The organism is Shewanella sp. Pdp11 (assembly GCF_002838165.1).
GTDB lineage: Bacteria > Pseudomonadota > Gammaproteobacteria > Enterobacterales > Shewanellaceae > Shewanella > Shewanella hafniensis.
In genome coordinates, this window is sequence record NZ_CP015194.1 from 3101151 (window position 1) to 3124907 (window position 23757).

Annotated in this window: 19 protein-coding genes; 7 read left to right on the forward strand and 12 right to left on the reverse strand. The window is 44.0% G+C overall.

Annotation, left to right across the window (positions count from 1 at the left end; all coding sequences use genetic code 11):
* Nucleotides 1-183: 183 nt before the first annotated feature.
* From AYJ58_RS13795 to AYJ58_RS13805, 3 genes are all read right to left on the reverse strand, one after another.
* Nucleotides 184-2277, reverse strand: a complete 2094-nt coding sequence (locus tag AYJ58_RS13795; protein ID WP_106650554.1) for a prolyl oligopeptidase family serine peptidase — start codon at nt 2275-2277, stop codon at nt 184-186.
* A 211-nt stretch (nt 2278-2488) separates the two neighbouring features.
* Complete coding sequence (locus tag AYJ58_RS13800) at nt 2489-2998, reverse strand: MarR family winged helix-turn-helix transcriptional regulator (RefSeq protein WP_198555464.1); 510 nt, start codon at nt 2996-2998, stop codon at nt 2489-2491.
* A complete protein-coding gene (locus AYJ58_RS13805; protein ID WP_106650555.1) occupies nt 2999-4198 on the reverse strand; it encodes a cation diffusion facilitator family transporter in 1200 nt (399 codons plus the stop codon). It lies immediately after the preceding gene.
* A 482-nt stretch (nt 4199-4680) separates the two neighbouring features.
* On the opposite strand from AYJ58_RS13805, the gene eco reads away from it, so the two are divergent.
* Nucleotides 4681-5232, forward strand: a complete 552-nt coding sequence (eco, locus tag AYJ58_RS13810; protein ID WP_106650556.1) for a serine protease inhibitor ecotin — start codon at nt 4681-4683, stop codon at nt 5230-5232.
* A gap of 87 nt (nt 5233-5319) precedes the next feature.
* Here eco and AYJ58_RS13815 read toward each other — a convergent pair whose 3' ends face one another.
* The 4 genes from AYJ58_RS13815 to AYJ58_RS13830 all read right to left on the reverse strand — a co-directional run bounded on the left by AYJ58_RS13815 (nt 5320) and on the right by AYJ58_RS13830 (nt 8902).
* Nucleotides 5320-5595 (reverse strand): hypothetical protein, encoded by a 276-nt coding sequence (locus AYJ58_RS13815; protein WP_106650557.1) that lies wholly within the window; start codon nt 5593-5595, stop codon nt 5320-5322.
* Nucleotides 5588-7576, reverse strand: coding sequence for a RecQ family ATP-dependent DNA helicase (locus tag AYJ58_RS13820; protein WP_106650558.1), 1989 nt, complete (start codon nt 7574-7576; stop codon nt 5588-5590). The genes AYJ58_RS13815 and AYJ58_RS13820 overlap by 8 nt, the downstream gene beginning before the upstream one ends.
* A 337-nt stretch (nt 7577-7913) precedes the next feature.
* Nucleotides 7914-8252: a hypothetical protein gene (locus tag AYJ58_RS13825; protein WP_106650559.1), complete on the reverse strand. Its 339-nt coding sequence runs from the start codon at nt 8250-8252 to the stop codon at nt 7914-7916.
* Nucleotides 8253-8362: 110 nt separating this feature from the next.
* On the reverse strand, nt 8363-8902 hold the full coding sequence (locus AYJ58_RS13830) for a hypothetical protein (protein ID WP_106650560.1): 540 nt from the start codon (nt 8900-8902) through the stop codon (nt 8363-8365).
* A 590-nt stretch (nt 8903-9492) separates the two neighbouring features.
* Between AYJ58_RS13830 and AYJ58_RS13835 the strand changes: the two genes are divergently transcribed.
* Both AYJ58_RS13835 and AYJ58_RS13840 read left to right on the forward strand, forming a co-directional pair.
* Nucleotides 9493-10608, forward strand: coding sequence for a tyrosine-type recombinase/integrase (locus tag AYJ58_RS13835; RefSeq protein WP_106650561.1), 1116 nt, complete (start codon nt 9493-9495; stop codon nt 10606-10608).
* Between the two features lie 394 nt (nt 10609-11002).
* Nucleotides 11003-13060, forward strand: a complete 2058-nt coding sequence (locus AYJ58_RS13840; RefSeq protein ID WP_106650562.1) for a PhoX family protein — start codon at nt 11003-11005, stop codon at nt 13058-13060.
* A 163-nt stretch (nt 13061-13223) separates the two neighbouring features.
* Here the strand turns inward: AYJ58_RS13840 and AYJ58_RS13845 are convergent, their stop codons facing one another.
* Nucleotides 13224-13988 (reverse strand): tRNA-uridine aminocarboxypropyltransferase, encoded by a 765-nt coding sequence (locus AYJ58_RS13845; protein ID WP_106650563.1) that lies wholly within the window; start codon nt 13986-13988, stop codon nt 13224-13226.
* 287 nt (nt 13989-14275) lie between these two features.
* Between AYJ58_RS13845 and ampC the strand changes: the two genes are divergently transcribed.
* A complete protein-coding gene (ampC, locus tag AYJ58_RS13850; RefSeq protein ID WP_106650564.1) occupies nt 14276-15460 on the forward strand; it encodes a class C beta-lactamase in 1185 nt (394 codons plus the stop codon).
* Nucleotides 15461-15875: 415 nt separating this feature from the next.
* The gene (gene emrD / locus AYJ58_RS13855) at nt 15876-17108 is read left to right on the forward strand and encodes a multidrug efflux MFS transporter EmrD (protein ID WP_106650565.1); all 1233 of its coding nucleotides are present in this window, start codon (nt 15876-15878) and stop codon (nt 17106-17108) included.
* 114 nt (nt 17109-17222) lie between these two features.
* Here the strand turns inward: emrD and pssA are convergent, their stop codons facing one another.
* The gene (pssA, locus tag AYJ58_RS13860) at nt 17223-18536 is read right to left on the reverse strand and encodes a CDP-diacylglycerol--serine O-phosphatidyltransferase (RefSeq protein WP_106650566.1); all 1314 of its coding nucleotides are present in this window, start codon (nt 18534-18536) and stop codon (nt 17223-17225) included.
* 11 nt (nt 18537-18547) lie between these two features.
* On the reverse strand, nt 18548-18880 hold the full coding sequence (locus AYJ58_RS13865; protein ID WP_006081709.1) for a DUF1904 domain-containing protein: 333 nt from the start codon (nt 18878-18880) through the stop codon (nt 18548-18550).
* Between the two features lie 475 nt (nt 18881-19355).
* Between AYJ58_RS13865 and AYJ58_RS13870 the strand changes: the two genes are divergently transcribed.
* Nucleotides 19356-19532, forward strand: a complete 177-nt coding sequence (locus AYJ58_RS13870; protein ID WP_006086754.1) for a hypothetical protein — start codon at nt 19356-19358, stop codon at nt 19530-19532.
* Between the two features lie 66 nt (nt 19533-19598).
* The gene (gene dacB, locus AYJ58_RS13875; RefSeq protein WP_106650567.1) at nt 19599-21107 is read left to right on the forward strand and encodes a D-alanyl-D-alanine carboxypeptidase/D-alanyl-D-alanine endopeptidase; all 1509 of its coding nucleotides are present in this window, start codon (nt 19599-19601) and stop codon (nt 21105-21107) included.
* A gap of 107 nt (nt 21108-21214) precedes the next feature.
* Here dacB and AYJ58_RS13880 read toward each other — a convergent pair whose 3' ends face one another.
* Entirely contained in the window at nt 21215-22972 is a 1758-nt protein-coding gene (locus tag AYJ58_RS13880) for an acyl-CoA dehydrogenase family protein (protein ID WP_106650568.1), read from the reverse strand.
* 221 nt (nt 22973-23193) lie between these two features.
* Nucleotides 23194-23736 (reverse strand): DUF2058 domain-containing protein, encoded by a 543-nt coding sequence (locus AYJ58_RS13885; RefSeq protein WP_106650569.1) that lies wholly within the window; start codon nt 23734-23736, stop codon nt 23194-23196.
* Nucleotides 23737-23757 lie beyond the last annotated feature (21 nt).

A 23757-nucleotide genomic window follows, 5' to 3' on the forward strand; every position in this document is an offset into this window, starting at 1 on the left:
GCCATAGTAGCAAGCTCTCGGCAATGGCTCAAATTATCTGTGGTTAATGTTAACAATTAAAAAACAAAGTTAAAAAAACGGCCGAACCTCAATCAGTTCGACCGTTTTTTGCTCCCCAACCTATTAGGGAATTGCTCGGCTTTGTCACCAACTTGTTAACAACTTATGTTAATCCAGCGGTGATTATCGTAATTGCTGTAGTAAGTAGGCAAACGCCATTGAATTAAGTTCCGCAGCTTGATTATTATCTGCAGCGCCGGCGTGGCCCCCTTCGATATTTTCGTAGTACAAGACATCAATTCCCATGTCTTTCATCTTAGCGACCATCTTACGGGCGTGACCTGGGTGAACCCTGTCGTCACGGGTAGAAGTGGTGAAAAAGACCTTGGGATAATGCACGTCTTTATGCAGATTATGGTACGGAGAGTAGGTTTTAATGTACGCCCATTCCTCAGGAATATCTGGGTTACCGTATTCGCCCATCCAGCTAGCACCCGCTAATAACTTATTGAATCTAAACATATCAAGCAGAGGTACTTGGCACACGACAGCATTATAAAGATCCGGTCTGCGGGTAAATGCCGCGCCCATTAACAGGCCACCATTGCTGCCACCTTGGATACCTAAATGTTTGCTGGAGGTGATTTTACGGGCAATCAAATCTTCAGCAATGGCTTCAAAATCCTCATAGGCTTTATGACGATTTTGTTTTAACGCCGCTTGATGCCAAGCTGGGCCGTATTCGCCACCGCCACGAATGTTGGATAACACATAGACGCCGCCCTGCTCTAACCAATTCTTACCAATGGTGGCCGAATAAGATGGACGCAGCGACACTTCAAACCCGCCGTAGCCGTAAAGTAGCGTAGGATTGGTGCCATCTAACTTAAGATCCTTAGCCATCACCACAAAATAAGGCACTTTAGTGCCATCTTTAGACGTCGCAAAGTATTGCTCGGTTTTAAACTTGTCCGCTGCAAACTGTTGCGGCATACCTTTAATTTTCTGCGGATTTAAGGTTTTAGCATTCACAGTGTAGAGAGTTGAAGGTTCAAGAAAACTGGTGTAATTCACAAAGAAATCATCACTGTCTTGCTCAACATCCATTACAGTCAAGGCGCCATTCGCTTCGAATGGGACTTGAGTACTTTGCCAAGCGCCCTTTTCGTCTTGCTCATAACGCACTAATTTGCTTTTCACGTTATCGAGCCAATTAACGAAAATTGCACTCTTACTAAAACTGAGCTGCGCTATCGATGCGGTTTGAGTCGGGCTTACAAATAAACTGAACTTGGCTTTTTGGGCGATAAGATCCGCCACATCGGCATACACGACCGCACCTTGCTTAAAGTTACCGTCTTGATTGGTTAAATCGCTCTTTAACTCAATGAATAACTTACCTTTGAAATAACCTTTAATCTCAGCATCTTGCGGTAAAGGTAATCCAATAAGTTTACCGTCTTGGTACACATATTGGCTGGCGGTATAAAAAGTATGCGCTTCGGTGACTAAACTCAGCGGCGTTTTATCATCAAATAACACCCAGCCAGAAACTGCAACTGAAGCCTTATCGCCAGTAAAAACAGGCTTAGCTTGGTCAAGTGGCGTGCCGCGTTGCCACAGTTTAACGCCCCGTGGATACCCAGAGTCCGTCATGCTTTGACCATCACCAAAATCTGTACCGACAAAGGCGTGATCTTTATCTATCCAGCTCAGACTCGATTTGGCTTCTTTTAAAAAGAATGGTTTATCTTTGGCAGCAACAAAGGATTTAGTGTTGAGATTAAATTCACGCACTTCCACCGCATCGGCACCGCCGCGAGACAATGAGACAAAACAGCGCTCATTTTCGGGATACTGACAGCTAATATCCTTAAATACCCAATTGACGGATTCAGCTTTACCTAGGGCATCGATATCAAGCACGGTTTCCCATTTGGGATCGGGTTTAGCATATTCTTCCATGGTAGTGCGGCGGTAAATACCGCGCACATGGGTATCATCCTTCCAAAAGTTGTATAACTTGTCGCCAATGTGGGTCGCGTAGGGAATGCGTTCTTTATCGTTCAGGATGGCGAGACTGTTCGCCACTAAGGTATCAAAACCTTTAAACGCTTTAATTTCGGCGGCAGATGCAGCATTTTGGGTTTTCACCCATTCCATCGGCTTTGCGCCTTCAACATCTTCTAACCAAATGTATTTATCTTCTTCTGCGTGAAGTTGACCGCTCATACCGAGCACTCCTGCAATGCACCAAGGCAGTAATTTATTATTCATTCTATTCCTTTTAAACAAAGTCCATCTTGAGATCTGCCCTTACATTACCTTAATTAATATCCAGTTCAACTATTAATCCAACAAGAATGTAACAAAAGGTAAGGTACTGTAATAGCAGATGATTAATCTAGAATGAATCGCGTTTTTAAAAATGACGTGCTATAAAAAAGCGTCCGAGAAGGACGCTTTTTAGTCGATGACATAGGGTAAATTAAAACTCGTTATTCATGCGTGACAGTAAATTAAGCAGCACGATTCGCTCTTCACTGCTCATTTTTGCGGTGAGATCTGTGGTGAGTTGTAGATGCAATGCATCATGTTCGAGGAACAAGGCTTGCCCCTTATCGGTTAACTCCACCAGAATCGACCGGCGATCGGTTTCATGGGGACGACGCACAACCCACTGTGCCTCTACCATTTTATCGATTTGAACTGTTAATGTGCCGGTCGTGACGCCAATTTTATCCGCCAATTCCTTCATCCGCATGGCGCCGTGCACGCCGAGTAACTCAATGGTGTGCACCTGCGATAGACTAAACCCTTTGTCGCGCACAATGGCGTGTTCCCATGACGACAGCTTTTCATAAAATTCAATAATTACATGATTTAATGCATGATCTGTTGAATGCGCGGCCGTTGAATGTCCAGCTGTTGATTGTGCAGCAGGCAAATGTGCCTCACTTGTATGCAGGTTTGATGAGGGATGATGTTCAACAGTCATTTAGGCTTCCTTAGCTATACACTCGCGCTGACGACAAGTATGGAGTTCAATGGTGATATGGGCCAATTCAGGAAATTGTGACAGTAACTGATTAAAATAACTGACATCTTTCGGTGAATGGGACACGATGGACACCATAATAGCATGGTGATCGGCGCTCACTCGCCAAAGATGTAAATCGGCCACTTGATGATCTGTTACAGCTTCAATGGTTTGCGTGACTTTACGCTGTAATGATGCTTTAACGCCGCCGTCCAGCAAAATAGGGCTGGTTTGCTGAATGAGTCCCCAAGACCAACGGCTGATAATCACAGCACCCACTATACCCATAATCGGGTCGAGCCAAGTCAGTCCCATGTATTTACCAAACAACAAAGCAGCGATGGCGAGCACTGACGTTAACGCATCGGCCAGTACGTGAAAATAGGCCGCACGTAGGTTGTGATCATGGCCACCGTGGGCCTTCTGGCTCTTGTGCTCATGCTCATGCTCATGCTCATGCTCTGCAGCATGTTGGTGATCCTGTTTATGTTGGCAATGGCTGTGATCATGATGACTTTCATCGTGTGCATGTGAGTCATGGGTGTGTGCTTGGCTGTTATGATGCGCGTGGGCATGTTCGTCTTTATGATCATCTTGATGGTCATGAGCGTGACTATGTCCGTGTCCGTGACCGTGCCCATGGTCGTGGGTATGATGATCTTTAAGTAAAAATACACTCAGCACATTGACGCTTAAACCAATAACGGCCACAAAAATAGCTTCGTTGAAATGAATTTGCTCGGGACTAATCAGTCGCATTCCCGATTCAATCAACATCACCAGTGCCACAAGTCCTAGCGCTATTGCGCTGGTATAACCGCCAAGCACACTCACTTTGCCAGTACCGAAAGCAAAAGCAGGATCGTTAGCGTGTTTACGGGCATAAGAATAGGCGAATAACGTGATCATAAAGGCCGCGGCATGGGTTCCCATATGCCAACCGTCGGCGAGCAGTGCCATAGAACCGTAAATGGTTCCGGCAGCAATTTCAGCCACCATAGTGATCACAGTTAAATACAGTACATAACGCGTGTTCTTTTCGCCATCGCGGTTCTGGCTCGAAAACTCATGCGAGTGTTGCCACTGGGCGAGTGAGTGCCCTTGGCGGTGGGCAGTAGCTTGATGCTCTGTCGCTTGCTCGGCTGTAGTTGATTTCATTGTGTTATTCCTACTCCATGTCCATCGCTATCAATGATAAAAAACGTGTTGCCTGAATTATAGTTTGAACATCAAAATATATGAAGCTCAAATTAACTATTTATCAAGATATACCGTTTTCAAACTTTTAAACGTGCATGTTGATCCCCATAATGCATCTGTACTCCTGCCATCAGTCGAAACGCCAGTATGTGAAGCAAGAAAGATAACTAGACTAGGCAAAATAGTTCAGGCAAGGTTTAATGAGTAATTGATTTACTTGTAAAAAATTAACTCAGCAAAGAATTGAAATCGCCGTTAACGTATAAAATTAGTCTTTGGAGAGTGTCATAAATCCTTATTATTCAAATTGATAAAAATTTTTCGGGTTAAAAATCAATTTTTATTAAATAATTTAACCCTTTCTTGCTTCTGCTGCGTTTATAGGGGCAGAACATCGACAAATTTGTCGACATCCATTCAGTTCGATTAGGAGAAACAAGATGAAATTGAAGAACTTATTTAGCGTTAGCGCCGTTCCCCTTGCATTTGCACTATTGTCATTTAATGCCACGGCAGTCAGTCCACCACACCCAACAGGGTTAAATGCACATATGGTTAACATTCAACGTTTCGATCGAAATGATTACCGCGCGCAGGAAGCCACTAAGATGTTCCCTGCTCCAGCAGCTGGCATGGTGCAGCACATTTTGAGTTTGCCTAAGTTAGAAAACGAAGATGACTACATGATCGAAATTCAAATTGGCCAGACTCAAATGGTCGATTGCAATAAACATGGATTAAACGGGGAATTGAAGGAACTGACAGTGCAAGGTTGGGGTTATAACTACTATCAAGTGGATGAAATCGCTGAAGGCCCAAGCACTATGATGGCCTGTTTCGAATTGGCGAAGAAAGAAGCTTTTGTACGTATTCCGGGTGAACTAAAAATGCGCTATGACAGTCGCTTGCCTAAGGTGTTTTATCTACCAGAAGGCGCTGAACTGCGTTTCAGAACGTGGAAAGTAGATTCAACCTATCAATATTCCAAATAAGTAGCCTGACTTTAACGTTCGAATCATACATCAAATTCACTTCGCGTCTTTGCTGATTGATAGTAGCAAAGATGCGAAGCACATTGGCTAGAATCGTTTAATTCTAACAACTTGCATGATTTCTATCTCAAAGCCTGCCACAGTTTCTGTCTCTGGATAGTAAATGACATTAACCTTTTGGCCTTGTAGATTCTTATACTTTTTTACGCGTCTGAACTTAAACGGCACATCACAATTTTCAATCATAACAGTATGTTGCACCCATTCAGCCTTTTCCCTTTGCATATGGGAAACCACAGTTACACCTTCAGAGTGAACTAAATGTTCATGGGTGGCTAACATCTTTTTTACGGCCTTATTCATGTTCAACTCTTTTATCATCTAGTTGCGACAACAGTGACTCAACTTTCTGTTTAATTTCAGCATATCTCAATTTTTCACAGCGGCCGAAACCACTTAACTTACGCACTTGGAACCGACTCACCAAGGGCACCGACATACCAGCGAGGCAACGACAATAGGTATCAAGTGACAAAGTCTCAATGCCCTTAGCCGTTAAATGATGTTTCAACTCTCGTAAATCAGCCAATATCTGCAGATCTGTCGGCCAAGTCGGTTCGGTCGAATAACTCAACTTAGCAAAATGACCGCGGCAGACACTGCAATGACCGCATGCAACCGGTGTTTCATTATCATCAAAATATCGAGATAAATTGTGGCTTAAGCATTTATCAAGCTCAAAAAAACGCACTAATTGCGCTATTCGCGCAATTTCTTTCTGTTCTTTATCGATAAAATAATCGTATAACTCATCGATGAGCTCGGGGCGTGCTAATACTGCAACATCCACCCGATACACATCGGTAATTCGTTTGGTTTCTAATTCAAGCAACTGATGTTCAGCTAAATATTCCAGCGCGGCCAACACGCGGCTACGCTCATGACCCGTTGCACTGTACAAGGCATCAAAATCTAACGCGCCCCATATTTTCTTCATCTGCGTATGATTAAAAATTTGCGTCAAAAAGGCCTGCCGCTCGGGATTAAATCGGCTCAGAATGGCGAGTTTGTCGACCAAAAACTTGTAATTAACGTCAGCGTAGTAGGCAAATAATGGCTTTACTACACCTAAAATCTCCAATTGAACGAGTAACGTTTTTAACGGCAACTGGCGAATATTACTCGCCGTCGACACGCCATTAAGCTGACATTCCCACTGATCAGAATCTTGTTCAAGTCGAATAGCTTCAATGACTTGCGCTATACCTTCTCGCTCAGGCGTATCGCCATACACAAAATTTTCAACGGTATTGAGTCCGTCAAGATTGGCTAAAGTCACACAATGGGATAAGGCCCCATCACGCCCTGCTCTGCCGATTTCTTGACTGTAGTTTTCAATGGATTTAGGCAAATCATAGTGGATCACAAAACGGATATTGCTCTTATCTATTCCCATACCAAAGGCGATGGTAGCAACAACCACTTGCAGCTTATCCTGCATAAAATCATTTTGAATTTGTTGACGTTTTTCATCTTCAAATCCAGCATGATAGGCACTGGCGACTATGCCTTGTTGGCTCAAGAGTCGTGCGACTATTTCGGCGGTTTGCTGTAACGTCACATACACAATACCGGCACCAGAGAATGATGCTATCTGCTTAACCAGTAAGGCATTTTTCTCTTGAGTCGACACGGACAGAACAGTCAAATCTAAATTGGGTCGATAAAATCCTGTTTGTACTATGTGTTCGGGCGCGATATCGAAGCGCTTGGCCATATCCAGTTTCACTTTACGTGTCGCAGTGGCCGTTAGTAACAATACCAGCGGGATCTCAAGCTCACGCCGATAGTCGGGCAATTTAAGATAATCGGGCCGAAAATTGTGGCCCCATTCTGAAATACAATGCGCCTCATCAACGACCAGCATTGACAGCGGAACCGATTGAATAAATTGCCGAAAACGTTCATTTTTGAAACGTTCAACCGATACCATTAAAATTTTCAATTTGCCAGAACGCGCATCAGCCATCACTTGCTGACTTTGATCAGCACTTAAGGTTGAATCTATGCTGGCCGCATGAATTCCCTTAGATTGTAAAAATTCCAGCTGGTCTTTCATCAAGGCGAGTAAAGGTGAAATCACTAAACTCAAATGGGGTAATTGCAATGCTGTAAATTGGTAACAAAGGGATTTACCAGAACCCGTGGGAAAAATAGCCAAGCTCGACTTCCCCGCCAACAGTTGGGTTATCGTTTGCGCTTGGCCAGAACGAAATTCAGAAAAACCAAAATTCTGCTGCAACAAACTAATGTATGGATTGGTTTCTGGAATGGGATTGAACATCAACCGTCCTTTACACTTATCCTTACCACCCACAAAATTCGGGCATACCGCAAGAAAAAGATTCAGCATTAAGTGAGTTGACTAGTCTAGCAAATTTTAAGCTACTTTACGGAGTTAATTACCGACAACTGAGTTTTGACGCTGAGTTTATCAATTGGAATCAATGATGCCGCAGATGAAGAATGATGGTTAATGTATTGATTTTATGAGAAGTAAATAGCCATTTTTATAAAAAATTGAATGCGAAAATAAAAATGGCTTTAGAAATTTGAGCTATGGATAACGTATGCGCCGAGGCTAAAGCTGAGGTTAATCTCGGCAAAGCAAAGCCTTCAGTTTACGGTTTTCTTGCAAGGTATAAATTAATCAGCGAGGTGAGTTTATCCTGAAATCTTTCTTCAAAACTATCGATATCACGTCCGATAGAGACAAGATACTTAGTCGCTTGTTCGCGAGAAAGTAATTTATTGGCAACACTGTATTGCATCTCTTCCAAGGTTTTATCGTATCGTGGGATCAGCAACCAAGTACCAACATCGACGTCGAAATGTTGCATCGCTTTTTGGGCCAAAGCACAAAAAGCCTCAATGTGATCCACACCATCTGGTCCGAGACAGCCAGGTTCAATTCGGCACAGGACAGCAATTTTCCTTTCATTTTCAATGCTTACACTCATTTCTGATGCCCCATGTTACTTAATCCTAAACTAAAAATATCCCTTTAAACTTAACAGCAATTTTACGTGTCTGCACAGATAAGTCACGGCTAACTTGCTCATTTAAGCGATTATTGATCACGTATCTCGACGCCAATAATATTGTCAACAATGTCATCTGAGTGCTGTAAATGATTTTGTGAGTTATCAGCATCATGCTCCGACAATAAGTTATCTATTGCCTGATCAAAACTGTCCAACTTTTGAGACTCCATATAACGCTTTAATCTCAGAATAATATCCCTACTTACCTCGATATGAGACTTTTTCTGACGTTTTTTTATTTGTGATAACTCTTTACGAACCATACGCCAACCCAAATCAGTAAAATACTGATTGAGCATTTTATTTACCTTCATGAGCTCGTTGTCGAGTCGCCGTGCCTTTTTGCGTAATTGAACTAATTCATTTAATTGCGTCACCAACTCAGTATATAAAACCGTTTGTAACTCAGCGCCACAAAACCAATCTGGTTTAGATGCGATGGCTTCAGGATTGATAAGGCGATAAATTAAGGGGAAGGCAAAAATCAATTCTGCTTCCTCAAGCAATAATAATTTTCTGCCTGCGGTTGGTTTGTCTTGTTGATATATCCAAGCTTGCGGTTCCATAAATACGTTTCTTCAGTTAAGCATGCGTTCAATGCGGATAAAATAAATGGGAACTCATGCTAGTACAAATCGACAAGTATTAATATATGGTTCAACCATTTTATTGATTAATGATCGATTCCTTATGCTTTATTTTACTCTAGGCTAAATAGCTCAATGCATATTACCTCAATAACCAGATAAGCGGTTGTCGTTATTCGCTTAAATTTCACCCAACATACAAGCCTAGTTTAATGGCCTTCTATTCAAGAATGACAAATAAAATGGTTACACCATTCTTTTAATCTGCACATCTGTGGCTAACCGAGTTCAAAACTATCTCATACAGACAGTGCAAATTTCATACTAAATTTGGCTCTTATTATAACTCTGCTGAATTAATCACCATTGTAATAACGGGTTTATCTTGGTTATTTTTTAAACTAAACAATTTAACTTAATGTTATTTAATTCCCCCTTCTCTGATAAAAGAGGATTATTTAAACAAATAAGTACTCTACCAGTGATAATGACGATTATCACTGGTAGATATAGCCATGATTTGCGTATAATTACGCCTTCTTAATTCGTTATCAGGTGACTTCAACGGCATGTCTAAAATAATCCGGACAAATACTAATGCTCAAAATAACACCTATATGTCGAATGAGAGAGCGACAGAATCAGAACATCACCAGAATAACCGTGCTGAACAGCCACGTTTTTTTGAAGAGTCTTTCCTACCCCAATCTGTTCGAAGTGATTATTTAAGCGCCGCCGAAGAAACTGAATATGAAATTTCAGTTAACACTCGCCGTGTTTATAATACGAGCTTTAGTGTATTCAGTCGTTATTGTGCTGAGCACCAACTGCAGGTCCTGCCCGCAGATCCACGAAGCGTAATTTCATTTATTGGTCATCAAAAAGAATTGATCCAAGAAAGCACTGGCGTTCAACTTTCTAAGCAAACATTAACCACAAGATTAGCAGCAATTCGCTACCATCATATTCAAGCGGGATTCCACTCGCCTACCGAACATCCTCTGGTGATCAGAGTGATGCGCGGTTTGAGCAGAAATCAATCTCGCTATGTGAGTGATTATGATCAGCAACCCATTATGTATGATGAAGTGGAAATGTTGATCCAGGCTATCGATGAACAAGAGCAGCCATTAACCCGAGCGCGGGACAAAGCAATTATTCAGTTAGGACTGCAAGGTGGGTTTCGCCGCTCTGAACTTGCAGATATAAAAGTTCAGTATGTCAGTTTTCTGCGTAACAAATTAAAAGTACGTTTGCCCTATTCGAAGAGTAATCAGCAAGGCCTGCGTGAATGGAAAGACTTACCAGATCATGAACCTTTTGCAGCACTCGATGCAGTAAAAAATTGGTTATCGCTAGCCAATATTGAAGACGGACATTTATTTAGATCGCTTTCCCGTGATGGAAAAAATTTACGGCCGTATCAAATGAAGGATCGACATTCCGGAGCGAGTTCATTATTGAATAAAAATAGTGGTTTCCTTACTGGCGATGATATTTATCGCATCATAAAAAAATATTGTACTAAAGCAGGATTGCCCGCCAGATTTTATGGTGCCCACAGTTTGCGTAGTGGTTGCGTGACACAACTCCATGAAAATAATAAAGATCATTTGTACATCATGGCCAGAACCGGACATACCGATCCGCGTTCACTTCGTCATTATTTAAAACCTAAAGATTGACACTTAACTGTTAAAGATTAAGTGTCAACAGCATCGACTCATCGGAAAACTAACCGCATAAATATCGTTTTATAAGCATATAAATAATTTCAACTTTTTTATTTTAAGAATATTAACCTGAGAAAATCCTATGAGTTGATAATGATTTTACTATCAACTCATATTTTATAATTATTGCAAAATTCAAATTAGAGCAATAAGTCTAATTAAAGTTATTTTAAGTTTTATGCCTTGTTATCTTAAAAAACACATCACGCCAGATTTAACATCATTCAAACATATCGATTGGATTACTCTTTAAATTATTCCTGTAATATAAAATCAGCTTTATTGTCATATTGGTACTTTAGCCTTAGGCACGAAATTTAATTCATCGTACTAGCCGGAGTAAAATATGAGTAAGGCCACCTTTGATCCTACACTTTATAATAAAAGTAATAATGAACCCTTTAATCAAGTGTTGGATAAGCATTTATCTCGCCGTAATTTCGTAAAAAGTGGTCTAGGCCTCAGCGCTATGACTGCTTTTGCCAGTGTTGGCTTAACAGCTTGTGGTTCAGACAATGAAGCTATTCCTACACCAGTCGCTCCAGTCACACCAGTGCCACCGACTAAAAGTAGCGCCAAGCTTAACTTTACATCGGTTAAGGGTTCTCGATTAGATGCAGTTGTCGTACCAGAAGGTTACACAGCGCAGGTGTTAGCACCTTGGGGCACGCCATTAAATGCAAAAGCGGCGCCTTGGAAAAGTGATGGCAGTAACACGGCCGATGACCAAGCCAACTCAGTGGGTATGCACCACGATGGTATGCACTTCTTCCCATTAAACGATGCGGGTGATGACGGCCTACTCTGCATTAACCACGAATACATTGACGAAGATGCTTTGCATCCTACGGGCCAGACGTTTGACCCCACTTCTGGTCTTCGCACTATTATTGATGAAGTACGCAAAGAAATTAACGCCCACGGCGTATCGGTTGTACGTATAAAACTGGTGAATAATCAATGGGAAGTCGTCAGTAATGATGGTCATAACCGTCGATTCACTGGCGCGACTGTGATGGATATCAGCGGTCCTCTGGCCTACTCTTCGCTACTCGAAACCCGCTACTCTCCCGATGGCAGCCAAGCACGTGGCACCTTAAATAACTGCGGCAATGGCTACACGCCTTGGGGCACTTACCTGACCTGTGAAGAAAATTGGCCTGGTTATTTTGCTAACCGTGCTAGCTTAACCGCCGATCAGAGTCGCATCGGGATCAGTAAAACCAGCACTCGTTATGGTTGGGACGATCTTGCGGGTCATGATGAAGAACGCCTCGATGAATTTGCCCGTTTTGATGTCACGCCAAAGGGCGCAAGTGCGCAGGATGACTACCGTAATGAAGCAAACGGCCACGGTTATATTGTCGAAATTGACCCGTACAATGTCACATCTCGCGCGGTAAAACGTACCGCCCTTGGTCGTTTCCGCCATGAGGGTTGTACCTTTGGTAAATTAACCGAAGGCAAGCCAGTCGTGTTCTATTCTGGCCACGATTCGCAATTCGAATACCTCTATAAATTTGTTTCAAATGCGGCCTGGGATGCAAAGGATGCTGACAGCAGCAACCGCCTGCAAACAGGCGATAAGTACATGAATGAAGGTACTTTATACGCGGCTAAATTCAATGAAAATGGTGGCGGTATTTGGTTACCTTTGACGTTAGATAGCCAAACCACAGACGGCAAAACCCTAGGCGATAGCTTCGCAACTTTGGCCGAGATTATTTTAAACACCGCGGGCGCAGCGGATTTAGTCGGCGCAACACCTATGGACCGACCTGAGTGGTGCGCGGTCGATCCGTTCACTGGCTCTGCTTATTTGACCCTGACCAACAACTCAAAACGTACCGAAGCGAATCCTGCCAACCCAAGATTGAAAAACTATTTCGGCCATATTATCCGTTGGGATGAAGGCGACAAAGCGACTGAATTTACATGGGATATTTTTGTTTTTGGCTCTCCCAGCGATGGCAATGCTGAGACCAACTTGTCAGGCTTAACCGACCTCAATCAATTTGCCAGCCCAGATGGTTTAGCCTTTGATAAACGCGGTATCTTGTGGGTTCAAACCGACAACGGCGCCAAGGAAGTTGCCGAAGAAACTAACGATCAAATGCTCGCAATAGTGCCTTCAACACTGGTAGATGGCCAAGAGAAACAAGTAGGCGTAACCGCCGATAATCAAATGGAATTAAAGCGTTTCTTTGTCGGCCCCAACGACTGTGAAGTGACAGGTTTTGCCATTAGCCCTGATTACACTTCGGTATTTGCTAACATTCAGCATCCCGGTAACTGGCCTTATTCGTCCAATGCCGCAGAACAAACGCCAACTGGAGTCACATTACGCCCTCGCGCCGCCACTGTGGTTATTCGCAAATTAGATGGTAAAGAAGTCGCTGTATAAGTCGTTTTCTGTGGATATATCGGCATTGGTCGAAGCGTAAATAAAACGTTATTGCCAAAAAATATATACGCTTATATAAACTCCCCTTACCTGAGGGGAGTTTTTTTATTTAAGATAATAGCTGACTTAAATACTTTAAATACACATTCATTTCGAAGATGAATTAACGCTTGCCGTTATTGGCCTGTTCAAAAGCTAGTTCAAAGGCATCGGTAAAATCTGTAATTGGCAGAAGGTCTTCACGGCAACGGCGATTACGACCCAGTAAGGAAGATTCAACAAACAAATCAAACCAAGTACTTAAGGCTTTGCCATTAGCCGCTTCGCCAATCGCCCCTAAAGCTAATGATGCCACCTCGGCGGTGCCAAGTTGAAAGTCATGGCTGCCTTTACGCAATGCATAGGTTGCCAGCGTGTCGGGGTCAAAGGAAAGCAGTGGCAAAGAATGCAAGTATGGACTCTTACGGAACATTTTAATCGCTTCACGCCAACTGCCATCGAGCATGATTAACAACGGCCGTTTGCCTTCGGCTAACATCGACATCGGTACCTGATTTAGTACCGTTTGTCCTTGCTCCGCATATTGGGCAGGAAACACTAAATAGGGTTGATATTGCGGCGAATTGAGTAAGGTAAGTAATGCCGCTTCAGGTTCAGTGCGCGACCAAATATAGGCGTGTGTATCTGGGATAAGATCCGCAATCAAGCGCCCACTGTTAGTTGGTTTTAGCACTTCATCGTTGTACATGATCAGCAGAAAACTCGCTTGAGTCTGTAACTGACGGCGCAACGCGCAGGTACAGAACTGCTCACCTAAAAGACATAATGGACAGCGGATCAGTTTTTTACCACGGGCACCAAAGGGCTTAGTCGATAGAGACTTACGGTACTGATATAAATGGTGCACTGCATGTGGGGCTAAAGCCATAAAACCGATTCTCTTTCAAACTTATTAGGGATTGCAGCTAAGTTATTCAGCACTTTCCTCTCGCGGTGGCGCAGTTTATCCCTTGGCCGTAAAGGGCGCAACAGCTGTAATGCCAAACTCAATGTCATCACATCGCTTTTAACACAGGGTTAGCGAAGTTAACACTTTAGTTACCTTCAGAGGGAAAATATTGCTAAATATCAGTAAGGGCTTAACTTTATGGGGAATTGCCGTAATATCGAGTTCAATCTCGACTCTATAAATGCAATTTCGATGAAAGGCCTATTATGCAACGACATCCCCTGCTCGCTTCCATGCCGTTATTAAGCGGCGTACTGCTCACTGCAACGCTATTTTCCAATATCGCAGCAGCACAAACAGTTCATACCACAGACATCCAGTCAATTGTAGATGCCGCAGTCAAACCTCTGATGGCCGAATACGGCATTCCCGGCGCTGTGATTGGTATTACCCTTGATGGTAAACAGTATTTTTACCAATATGGCGTCAGTTCTAAAACCACAGGGCAAAGTGTGACTGAACATACTCTGTTCGAGATTGGCTCTATCAGTAAAACCTTTACCGCGACACTGGCGAACTACGCACAAATCGAAGGCAAGTTATCACTCACGGATATGACCAGTGATTATGTTCCTGCATTAAAAGGCAGCCATTTTGACGAGATTAGTCTCATTAATTTAGCGACTCACACTGCGGGAGATCTGCCGATGCAAGTGCCCGACAAGGTCACGAATAACGCGGAATTAATGGATTATCTTAAGCATTGGCAACCGTCATTTGCCGCAGGGACGCACAGGAATTACGCCAATCCTAGCATTGGCCTGCTCGGCATGATTGCCGCACAGAGTTTAGATCAAACGTTTCAACAAGCTCTTGAGCAAACGCTATTTCCACAATTAGGTATGACCAGCAGCTATATCCAGGTTCCGAGCAGCAAAATGGCTGATTATGCCCAAGGCTACAATAAGCAAGACATGCCAGTGCGGGTCAATCCCGGCGTATTAGCCGATGAAGCCTATGGCGTAAAAACCACAGCCACGGATCTGCTGCATTTTGTGGAGGCCAATATGCAAATGCACGAGCTTGCTAAGCCACTGCAAACGGCACTCGATGAGACCCACACGGGATACTTTGATGTGGGCATGATGACTCAGGATATGATTTGGGAGCATTACTCTTATCCTATTGATCTTGATAAAATACTTATGGGGCATACTCAGGAAGTCGTGTTTGGCAGCACACCCGTTAAACCCATAGTGCCGCCCCTCGCGCCGCAGCAAAATGTGTGGATCAATAAAACCGGCTCAACCGGTGGTTTTGCCGCTTATGCAGCATTTATTCCCGCACAAAAGCTTGGCATAGTATTGTTAAGCAATAAAAATTATCCTGTACCGCCTCGGGTGACTGTGGGGTATCAGATTTTAACTGGCATAGAGAAATTACAAAAATAGCATCTTGCTGGTAGCGACTATCTAGCATTAAGGGAAATAAGGGGATAGCCCGATTCGCTATCTCCTATTTATTTGTTTCTTACCGATATATTTTTAGCGTGACTTCCTTACATTAGGCACCTTATCCACTTGCTTACCTCCAATCTCTTAATAGCCACTATTTTTAAGCAAACTCCCATGTAAGAAAATAGGCGGTGCGGGGTTAATCTGAGTATTAATTCATTTGCAATTACTCGACCTAGTTAACAGATGAATAACCCTACGTAAGTTTAGCTTTACAGCTAAAAATGAAGAGAAAAACTTATGCATCGCATTAAAATTTATTTCGTTAAATCAATATGATTGATACTTGAAGTTACGCTTTTAGGGAGTAAGATGCGCGCAAATACCTTAAGTGACCTTTTTCGGAACTATCATGTCAGGCATGCCACACTCTCCTATTCATCACGATATCGCTCCAGCGGCGAGTCAGTCTAGTTTACTGTTAATGATTGTCTTTATGGTCGCCTGCGGCCAAATGGCGCAGACGATTTTTGTGCCTGCCCTTCCGCAAATCGCACTCGGGCTCCATGTGGACGCCAGCCAACTACAAGCCGTGATGGCCTGTTACTTACTCTCCTACGGGATGTTTCAATTTGTGTATGGCCCAGTGTCAGACCGCGTTGGCCGTAAAATGCCACTCATCGTGGGTATCGCAATTTTCGTTCTAGGCGCTGTGTTCGCGGCTAACGCCACAAGTTTTAACCAACTGATAATGGCAAGTCTTATCCAAGGATTAGGCACCGCCAGCGCAGGCGCATTATGCCGGAGCATTCCCCGCGATCATTACTTTGGCGACCGACTGGTAAAATTTAATAGCTATGTCTCTATGGCTGTGGTGTTTTTACCTTTGCTTGCACCATTTATCGGCAGCGCCACTGCAGACTATTTCGGCTGGCAAGCCGTATACTGGGTATTAGCGGGATTCGGTGTCGCGGTCTGGCTATTGTTAATATTCCTCTTTAAAGAGTCATTACCTAAGGCGAAGCGAGAACATCAAGCCGTTATCGCATCCTATCGGCATGTCCTGCGCCATAGAGCATTTCGCGCTTACTTGTTTTCTTTGATAGCGACCTTTGCGGGTATTGCGGCATTTGAAGCGATTGCAGGCGTACTCTATGGTCAATATCTTGCACTAACGCCCTTCATGGTCAGTTGCTATTTTGTGGCACCTATCCCTGGCTATTTATTTGGCGCACTTATTGCTGGTCGACAAAATAAGCCGCAAAGAGTTGTTTACCAAGGTGTTGCGTTACTCGGTGCTGGCGCATTATTTATGTTGATCCCCGGTCTTTTTAATTTAGTGGTTGACTGGAGCTTACTTATTGGATCAATTTTATTCTTCAGTGGCGCAGGCATGCTGTTCCCTACCCTAACATCTGCTGCGTTAGAGCCATTTCCACGTCAGGCGGGGATTGCGGGGGCATTACTGGGGGGATTACAAAATTTTGGTGCCGGACTTGCCGCATTGACTATGTCTTTAGTGCCTATGGGCGGCCAGTTGAGCATAGGTTTATTGAGTGCTGTAATGGTAGTTTTAGTGATTCTGTCTTTGTATTACGCCAGAGATCAAAATGATACTCACCAGAATTTAATGCCACAGATTTAATCGAATGCTATTGTCGTAATTAAAAAAAAGCCCACGACTAGGTGGGCTTTGTAATTGCTAACAAACTGTACTTAAATCGAAATAATGGCAAGTTCGTTGCGTTACAAACCAGCGTTACAGAATACGGCGCAGTAAGAAATCGGCTTTAAGGCGACGAATTCGGGTCATGATCTTCTTCACTGGCGCAGGATAACTCTGCAAGGTATCCACTTGACTATAGTGATATAACCGCTGTGTGTGCTCAAGAATATGCGCCTGCTCGGCTTCAAACTGAGCTTTCCAGCAACCAATTTCATCTTGGATCAACAAACCATTCTCAAGATCCAGCGCCCAAGCTCTTGGATTCAAATTCGAACCTGTAATCAAATGCTTATTGCCGTCAGCACTGATGCCCTTAAGGTGATAACTGTTGATGCCGTGTTTCCACAGATGGATATTCAGCTGACCATTATCAATCGCCCACTGTTGGCGTTTAGCAAACTTACGCAATGATTGCTCATACATATAGGGCAAAGCACCAATGGTGGAGAAATCCTGCTCAGGCGGAATATAAAAATCGTTAGCCGTCTTGTCACCCACCACGATATCAATGCGTTTGCCATTGCGTAAATGCTTAGCTAAAGCACGCACCAAAATGTATGGCGGATTAAAATAGGGCGTGCAGATAAACAGCGAGTCTTTTGACTCTTCCACCAAGGCGACAACCACTTTATTGAGCAAGTTTTTCTTGCGTCCTAGCCCAAGTAACGGCGTGATACGATTGCCATCACGGGTCTCCTTAAACTGATACTCAGCGTCAGACAGTCTCAGCTTAAAGCTACGCATATCCGTCTTTGGTGGTAGCACTTCTTGCTCAGCATCTTGCGTTAATGAACACACTGCTGGATCAGCAATGATGTTTTTCTGGATCATCGCGCGCATACTGCGCGCTAATTCGGCTGACTCAATCAAGTGATAACGATCGAAACGGTACTTATCGTGTTGTTGCAAATAGATATTATTGAGACTAGCACCGCTATAGATCACCGCATCATCGATAATAAATCCCTTAAGGTGCAACACACCCATAAATTCACGGGATTTGACGGGTACACCTAAGATATCGATAGGATGTTCGGCTTCAGCCATCACTTTGCGGTACATTAAATAGTTACCGCTATCGCCTTTATGGCCAATCAAGCCGCGTCTTGCGCGGTGAAAGTCCACTAATACTTTAACATCAAGCGCTGGATTTGCCGCTTTGGCATCCATCAGGGCTTGTAATACTTCACGGCCAGCTTCGTCATCTTCTAAATACAGCGCCGCAATATAAATACTGTGCTTGGCGCTCGCGATACGAGCGAGTAATTCTGCCTTGAAACGGCATGGCGTGAGCAACCACGTTAAAGCCTCGGGTTGAACGGCTATTCCACCAAGCTTATCTAGCAAGGCATCCTCCTTTAATCATGCTGACCACCCCGATAGGAAGCACTGGGGTTCAGTGATAAAAACATCACAGCAATATGTGTTAACTCTGGATAGGCCTCTGTCACTGCCTGCCTGATCGTTTGTTCTACTTTAAGATGGATATCAGGGTCCTTAGGGAACCAGAGTAACTCAACTTGGACGAAGCGTTGATCAATTTTTCCATTTCGAAAACTGATGCTTGGGATCCAATCTAACGTGAAACTCTCTGCATTACCTTTACATATATCCGCCAATGACTGCAGTAATGTTTGGCTGAACGCTGCAACGACCGCTTGTGGTAAGCCGCGCATACTAATATGTGGCATGGTTTAGTTGTTACCTAAGAACCTAAAATCGTAAGGGGTAGAAATTACCGACTTCACCTCGTCTCGGCAAGACTTTTCTCCCAAAAGCTCTGTTAAAGCTCGCGGTTTTGCTGGTAATTTGACCTCACGCGATGTAATCCCGCTGTAGCGCCACTATTTAGCTAAAAATCATGTCTTTTAGGCTAGGATTACAACCACATTTAAGGGCTGATTTTTCGGTACAACTATCATGTTAAGGGCAATGCAAAAGTGTGAATATTATCGCTTCTATATTAACCTGACAGTCCCTGAATTAAGTGATGTTTAACGCGACGAGCCTATACAAACCGTCGCTGGCTTTACTGAATATCTGCAAAAATGTCGGTCAAATCACAAAATAATCTTCAAACCTATTTCGTTTACCCCGAACCCAATGATTTAGCGTAAACTAAAACGCATATTTGCGATTGAATCAACACGATAAAAGACCAAAACCATGAACAAAAAAATTCTGCTGACGTTAGCGCTGACACTGCTGTTTGCTTGGGGTATTTTCCATTTTAAAGCCCAATTGGGATTACTGATCCTGCCACTGTTTATCGGACTGGTATTGTTTGTTACCCTACGTTTATATCGCTTGATGGAAAAGGATGACGGCAGCAGTGAAGATTAGCCCTGCATTGTTTCACTTTAACCTGAAGGCCCATGATGTTCTTAATAAAAATGGCCAATCGCTAACATGGAAACGTTACTGAAAACCACTCTGTATGCCAGCCTTCTCCTAGCGGCGAGCCACAATCTCGCCCGCGCTGAACACATCGACGCTGGAGCGATACAGTCCCAAACCATTTCGCTCAGCCAAGCGGTCAGCAAAATCAGCCCTCGGCACTCGCAAATTGCGCTACTGGCGATGGACATGTCGAGCAATCAAGTGATCTTTAGTCAACAGGCTGAGACGCTGTTTATTCCTGCCAGCACGCAAAAGCTACTTACAGCTGTGAGTGCCATGGCTCAGCTGGGGCCTGATTTTCGTTATATCACTGAATTATGGACGGACGCACCAATACGCAAGGGCCATATCGCCGGCAGCGCTTATCTGCGTTTTAGTGGCGATCCGACGCTGACCCAAGCCGATCTCAAGGCCATTTTTGTCAGTCTCGTGAAACAAGGCATTAATCGCATCGATGGACATCTGTATTTGCTCGGCGATAAACAAGAGCAAATGCAAGCCCCTGGTTGGGTTTGGGATGACTTAGGCATTTGTTTTGCCGCGCCTGTGTCGAGTTACATTATCAATCAAAACTGCGTCTATGGTCAGTTCAATCCCAGCACGGCCAACAAACCTTCACAGGTGAGCCTGCGCACGGGGAGTTATGGGGTAAAAGTCAGCAGCGATGCGGTATTTGATCCCAAGGCGATTCGTGAATTTTGCCAGCTCGATTTGGTACGACTAGGCCAAAACAACTATCATCTACGTGGTTGTTATCCGGGCGGTGAAGCCATTGGGCTGGCGATTGCGGTCAGCGATCCGTTCAAATTTGCCCAAGATAACCTCACCTCGCTGCTCAAAGGTGAGATGTCACTGGCGGGTAAAGTTAAGCTCGGCACTAGCTTGCCCAAAAAGGCGAAATTGATTGCCAGCCATAGCTCGGCGCCCTTACCTGAGCTGCTCGATACTATGCTGCTCAAGTCGGATAATTTGATTGCTGATAGCCTGTTTAAACAGCTTGGCAAAAGTTATTTCAATGCCCAAGGTAGCTTTACTAATGGCGCGGCAGCCATGCAGCGGATTTTAACGGAGTTAGGCGTCGATCTGAGTAACGCTAACATTGTCGATGGTTCAGGGCTGTCACGCTATAACTTGCTCAATGCCCAGCAGTTAGCGGCGGTATTGGCACTCATCCATAAGGACAGCCGCTTTAGCCCGTTAATAACCAGTCTGCCGCAAGCAGGAATAAGCGGCACCTTAAGGTATCGCATGGGTTACAACAAGCCGCCGCTGAAAAAGCAAATTTTTGCTAAAACAGGCTCGATGCAAGGCGTGTCTAACTTAGCGGGGTTTATCCGTTTGCCTGAGCACAGTAACACCCTGTTTGTGGTGCTTGAGAATGGCATGAGTCCCGAGCTTAAACATCAGCATAAACCATCGTTTAATGCCGAGTTTCTCAAGCAATTGATTTCAGTGCTGCAAGTGCCATCCCCCACCACAGCAGCGCTTAGTACCGCTGCTCACTCGGTCCAAGATTAAATACTGCCGAGTTGAAATAGCATGATATAAAACAAAAAAGCACTGAATAATCAGTGCTTTTCTCGTTTTTATTTCGTTTCTATTTAAACGAATCTATCACAGCCTTGTTAAAACAACTCTGCAGGCATCGCCATAGTGGTCGCATCACCGGCTCTGACTTGAGCGATATGGTAATCCGCTTTAGGCAGTAACTTATCAAAATAGAACTTAGCTAAATAGGCTTTCTGCTCGGCGAACGCTTTATCTTCATGAACAGCGACTTTATCGACCATAGCCAACCAGTAGAAACCATACAGGGTGTAACCAAAGGCATCTAAGAAGTCGACCGCGCAAGCATTGATAAGCGCAGGTTGAGCGACTTTGTGCTCATTAATCGACTCAGCGACTATGACTAATGCATCTAAACGTGCGCATACTGCGGCCACTTTCACCGCATCCACGTGAGTAAATGCGCGCATTTGTGCTTTCAAGTCAGCGACAAATTCATTTAATGCGGCAAGATTATCGCCCGTGACTTTACGGCCGAGGAAATCGATGGCTTGAATGCCATTGGTGCCTTCATAAATCTGTGCGATACGGGTATCACGAACTAATTGCTCAATACCCGTTTCACGAATATAACCATGTCCACCAAAGACTTGCTGCGCCATGATCGTCGCATCTAGACCGCGATCGGTTAAAAAGGCTTTAGCGACTGGCGTTAATAAACCCACATAACGCGCGGCTTTGGCTTTAACTTCATCTTGGGCATATTTTGCTAGATCCAGCTGTTGCCCAGTAAACACAGACAAAGCACGGCCCGCTTCTGTCATCGCTCGAATGGTCAACAACATACGGCGCACATCGCCGTGGACGATAATAGGATCAGATTCACTGCCCGTCGGCGAGCCGCCAGCGGCAACGCCTTGATTACGCTCTTTAGCATAATCGGCGGCCATCTGATATGCCGCCTGCGCACTACCAAGTCCTTGAATACCAATCGCTAAGCGCTCGTAGTTCATCATAGTAAACATGCACACGAGACCGCGATTAGGCTCACCAATCAAGAAACCTTGGGCATTATCAAAGTTCATCACACACGTTGCTGAACCTTTAAGGCCCATCTTGTGCTCGATAGAACCGACTGATACACCATTGGCATTAGCTAAGCTGCCATCGGCATTCACCGATATTTTAGGCACTAGGAAGAGTGAAATCCCTTTGCTATCCGGTAGCTTAGCAAGCACTAAGTGGATGACGTTTTCGGTTAAATCGTGATCGCCACCCGTGATAAAAATCTTGCTGCCCGTGATGGCATAACTACCATCATCCTGCGGCAAGGCGCGGGTGCGAATATTACGTAGATCAGACCCCGCTTGCGGCTCTGTCATATCCATAGCACCCGCCCATTCGCCGGAATATAACTTAGGCAAATAAGCTTGTTTTAATGCTTCGCTGCCGTGGGCATTGATACATAAAGCCGCCCCCGCAGTTAACGAGCCATAAAGCGTAAACGCATTACAGGCACTGTAAGCCATTTCGTCGACTAAGATCCCCAGCATCTTTGGCATGCCCATGCCACCAAATTCCGGATCGCCACACAAACCAATCCAACCGCCCTGCGAATACTGTTCATAAACGGCTTTGTAGCCATCAGGGGTAATCACTTGATTATCTTGATGTAACACGCCCTGCTCATCACCCGTCCGGTTCAGCGGATGGATCAACTCACTGCTGATCTTGGCTGCTTCTTCAAGAATGGCATTGGCCGTGTCGATATCGACCATTTCAGCAATCTCAGGCAATTGTGCCCAAGTGTTAGAGGCATCAAATACCTGTTCCAGTAGGAAACGCATATCCGTTAACGGGGCTTGATAAGGGTTCATTGGTAGACTCTTAAACGTAGGATTAAAACAGTTGTTTTAATTTATACCAGTTCACTGTAGAAAACAATCTCATTACAAATACAGCCGCGAATAATATGAAAGTAAGTGAGCCAAGTATAAATCCAACCCATAAAAAAACCCTTAAGCTTGAACTTAAGGGTCTCTATTTTATAAGCTTTTCCACAGGATTGTCGCAGCGTTAGCTCACAGGTTTAGGGCAATTACCACATTAAATCATCTGGGATCGCATAATCGGCATAGGGATCATCTTCAACCACCACTGCTTTAGATTCATCCTGTTGCCACAGATAACCACACCACTGGGGCACCAGTAGTTTCACTCGCTCGGCTAACTTATGTGGTACCAAGTAACTCTTATCTTCGTAACGCACTATGCCTAATTGCCCTTTGAGCAATTCTGCCTGCAGTTTTTCATCTATGTATAAAGAATAGATTTTATTATCAAGGGTATAGTTAAATTTCACTTCGGCATAAGTTGGGATCTTAATCGCAAACTTAGTGAACTCAGTGATTAAACCACGCACCTGCCCACGCTCTGATGCCTCTGCAAAACGTTGCTCATTTAGCGCTTTATCTTTTTCCGCCTGCAGCCGTTTTTGCTCGGCCACTTCTTGCTTAAAAGCACTTGAGCCATCATCAACTCGTGATTTTTTGTCACGGCGTTTTTGGGTCTTAACGTCGCGAACCTTTTGTTTACTGGCAAGCCCTGCTTTGAGTAGCTGCTCTTGTAATGCATTAGCCATGGATCATTACCTACTTAATTT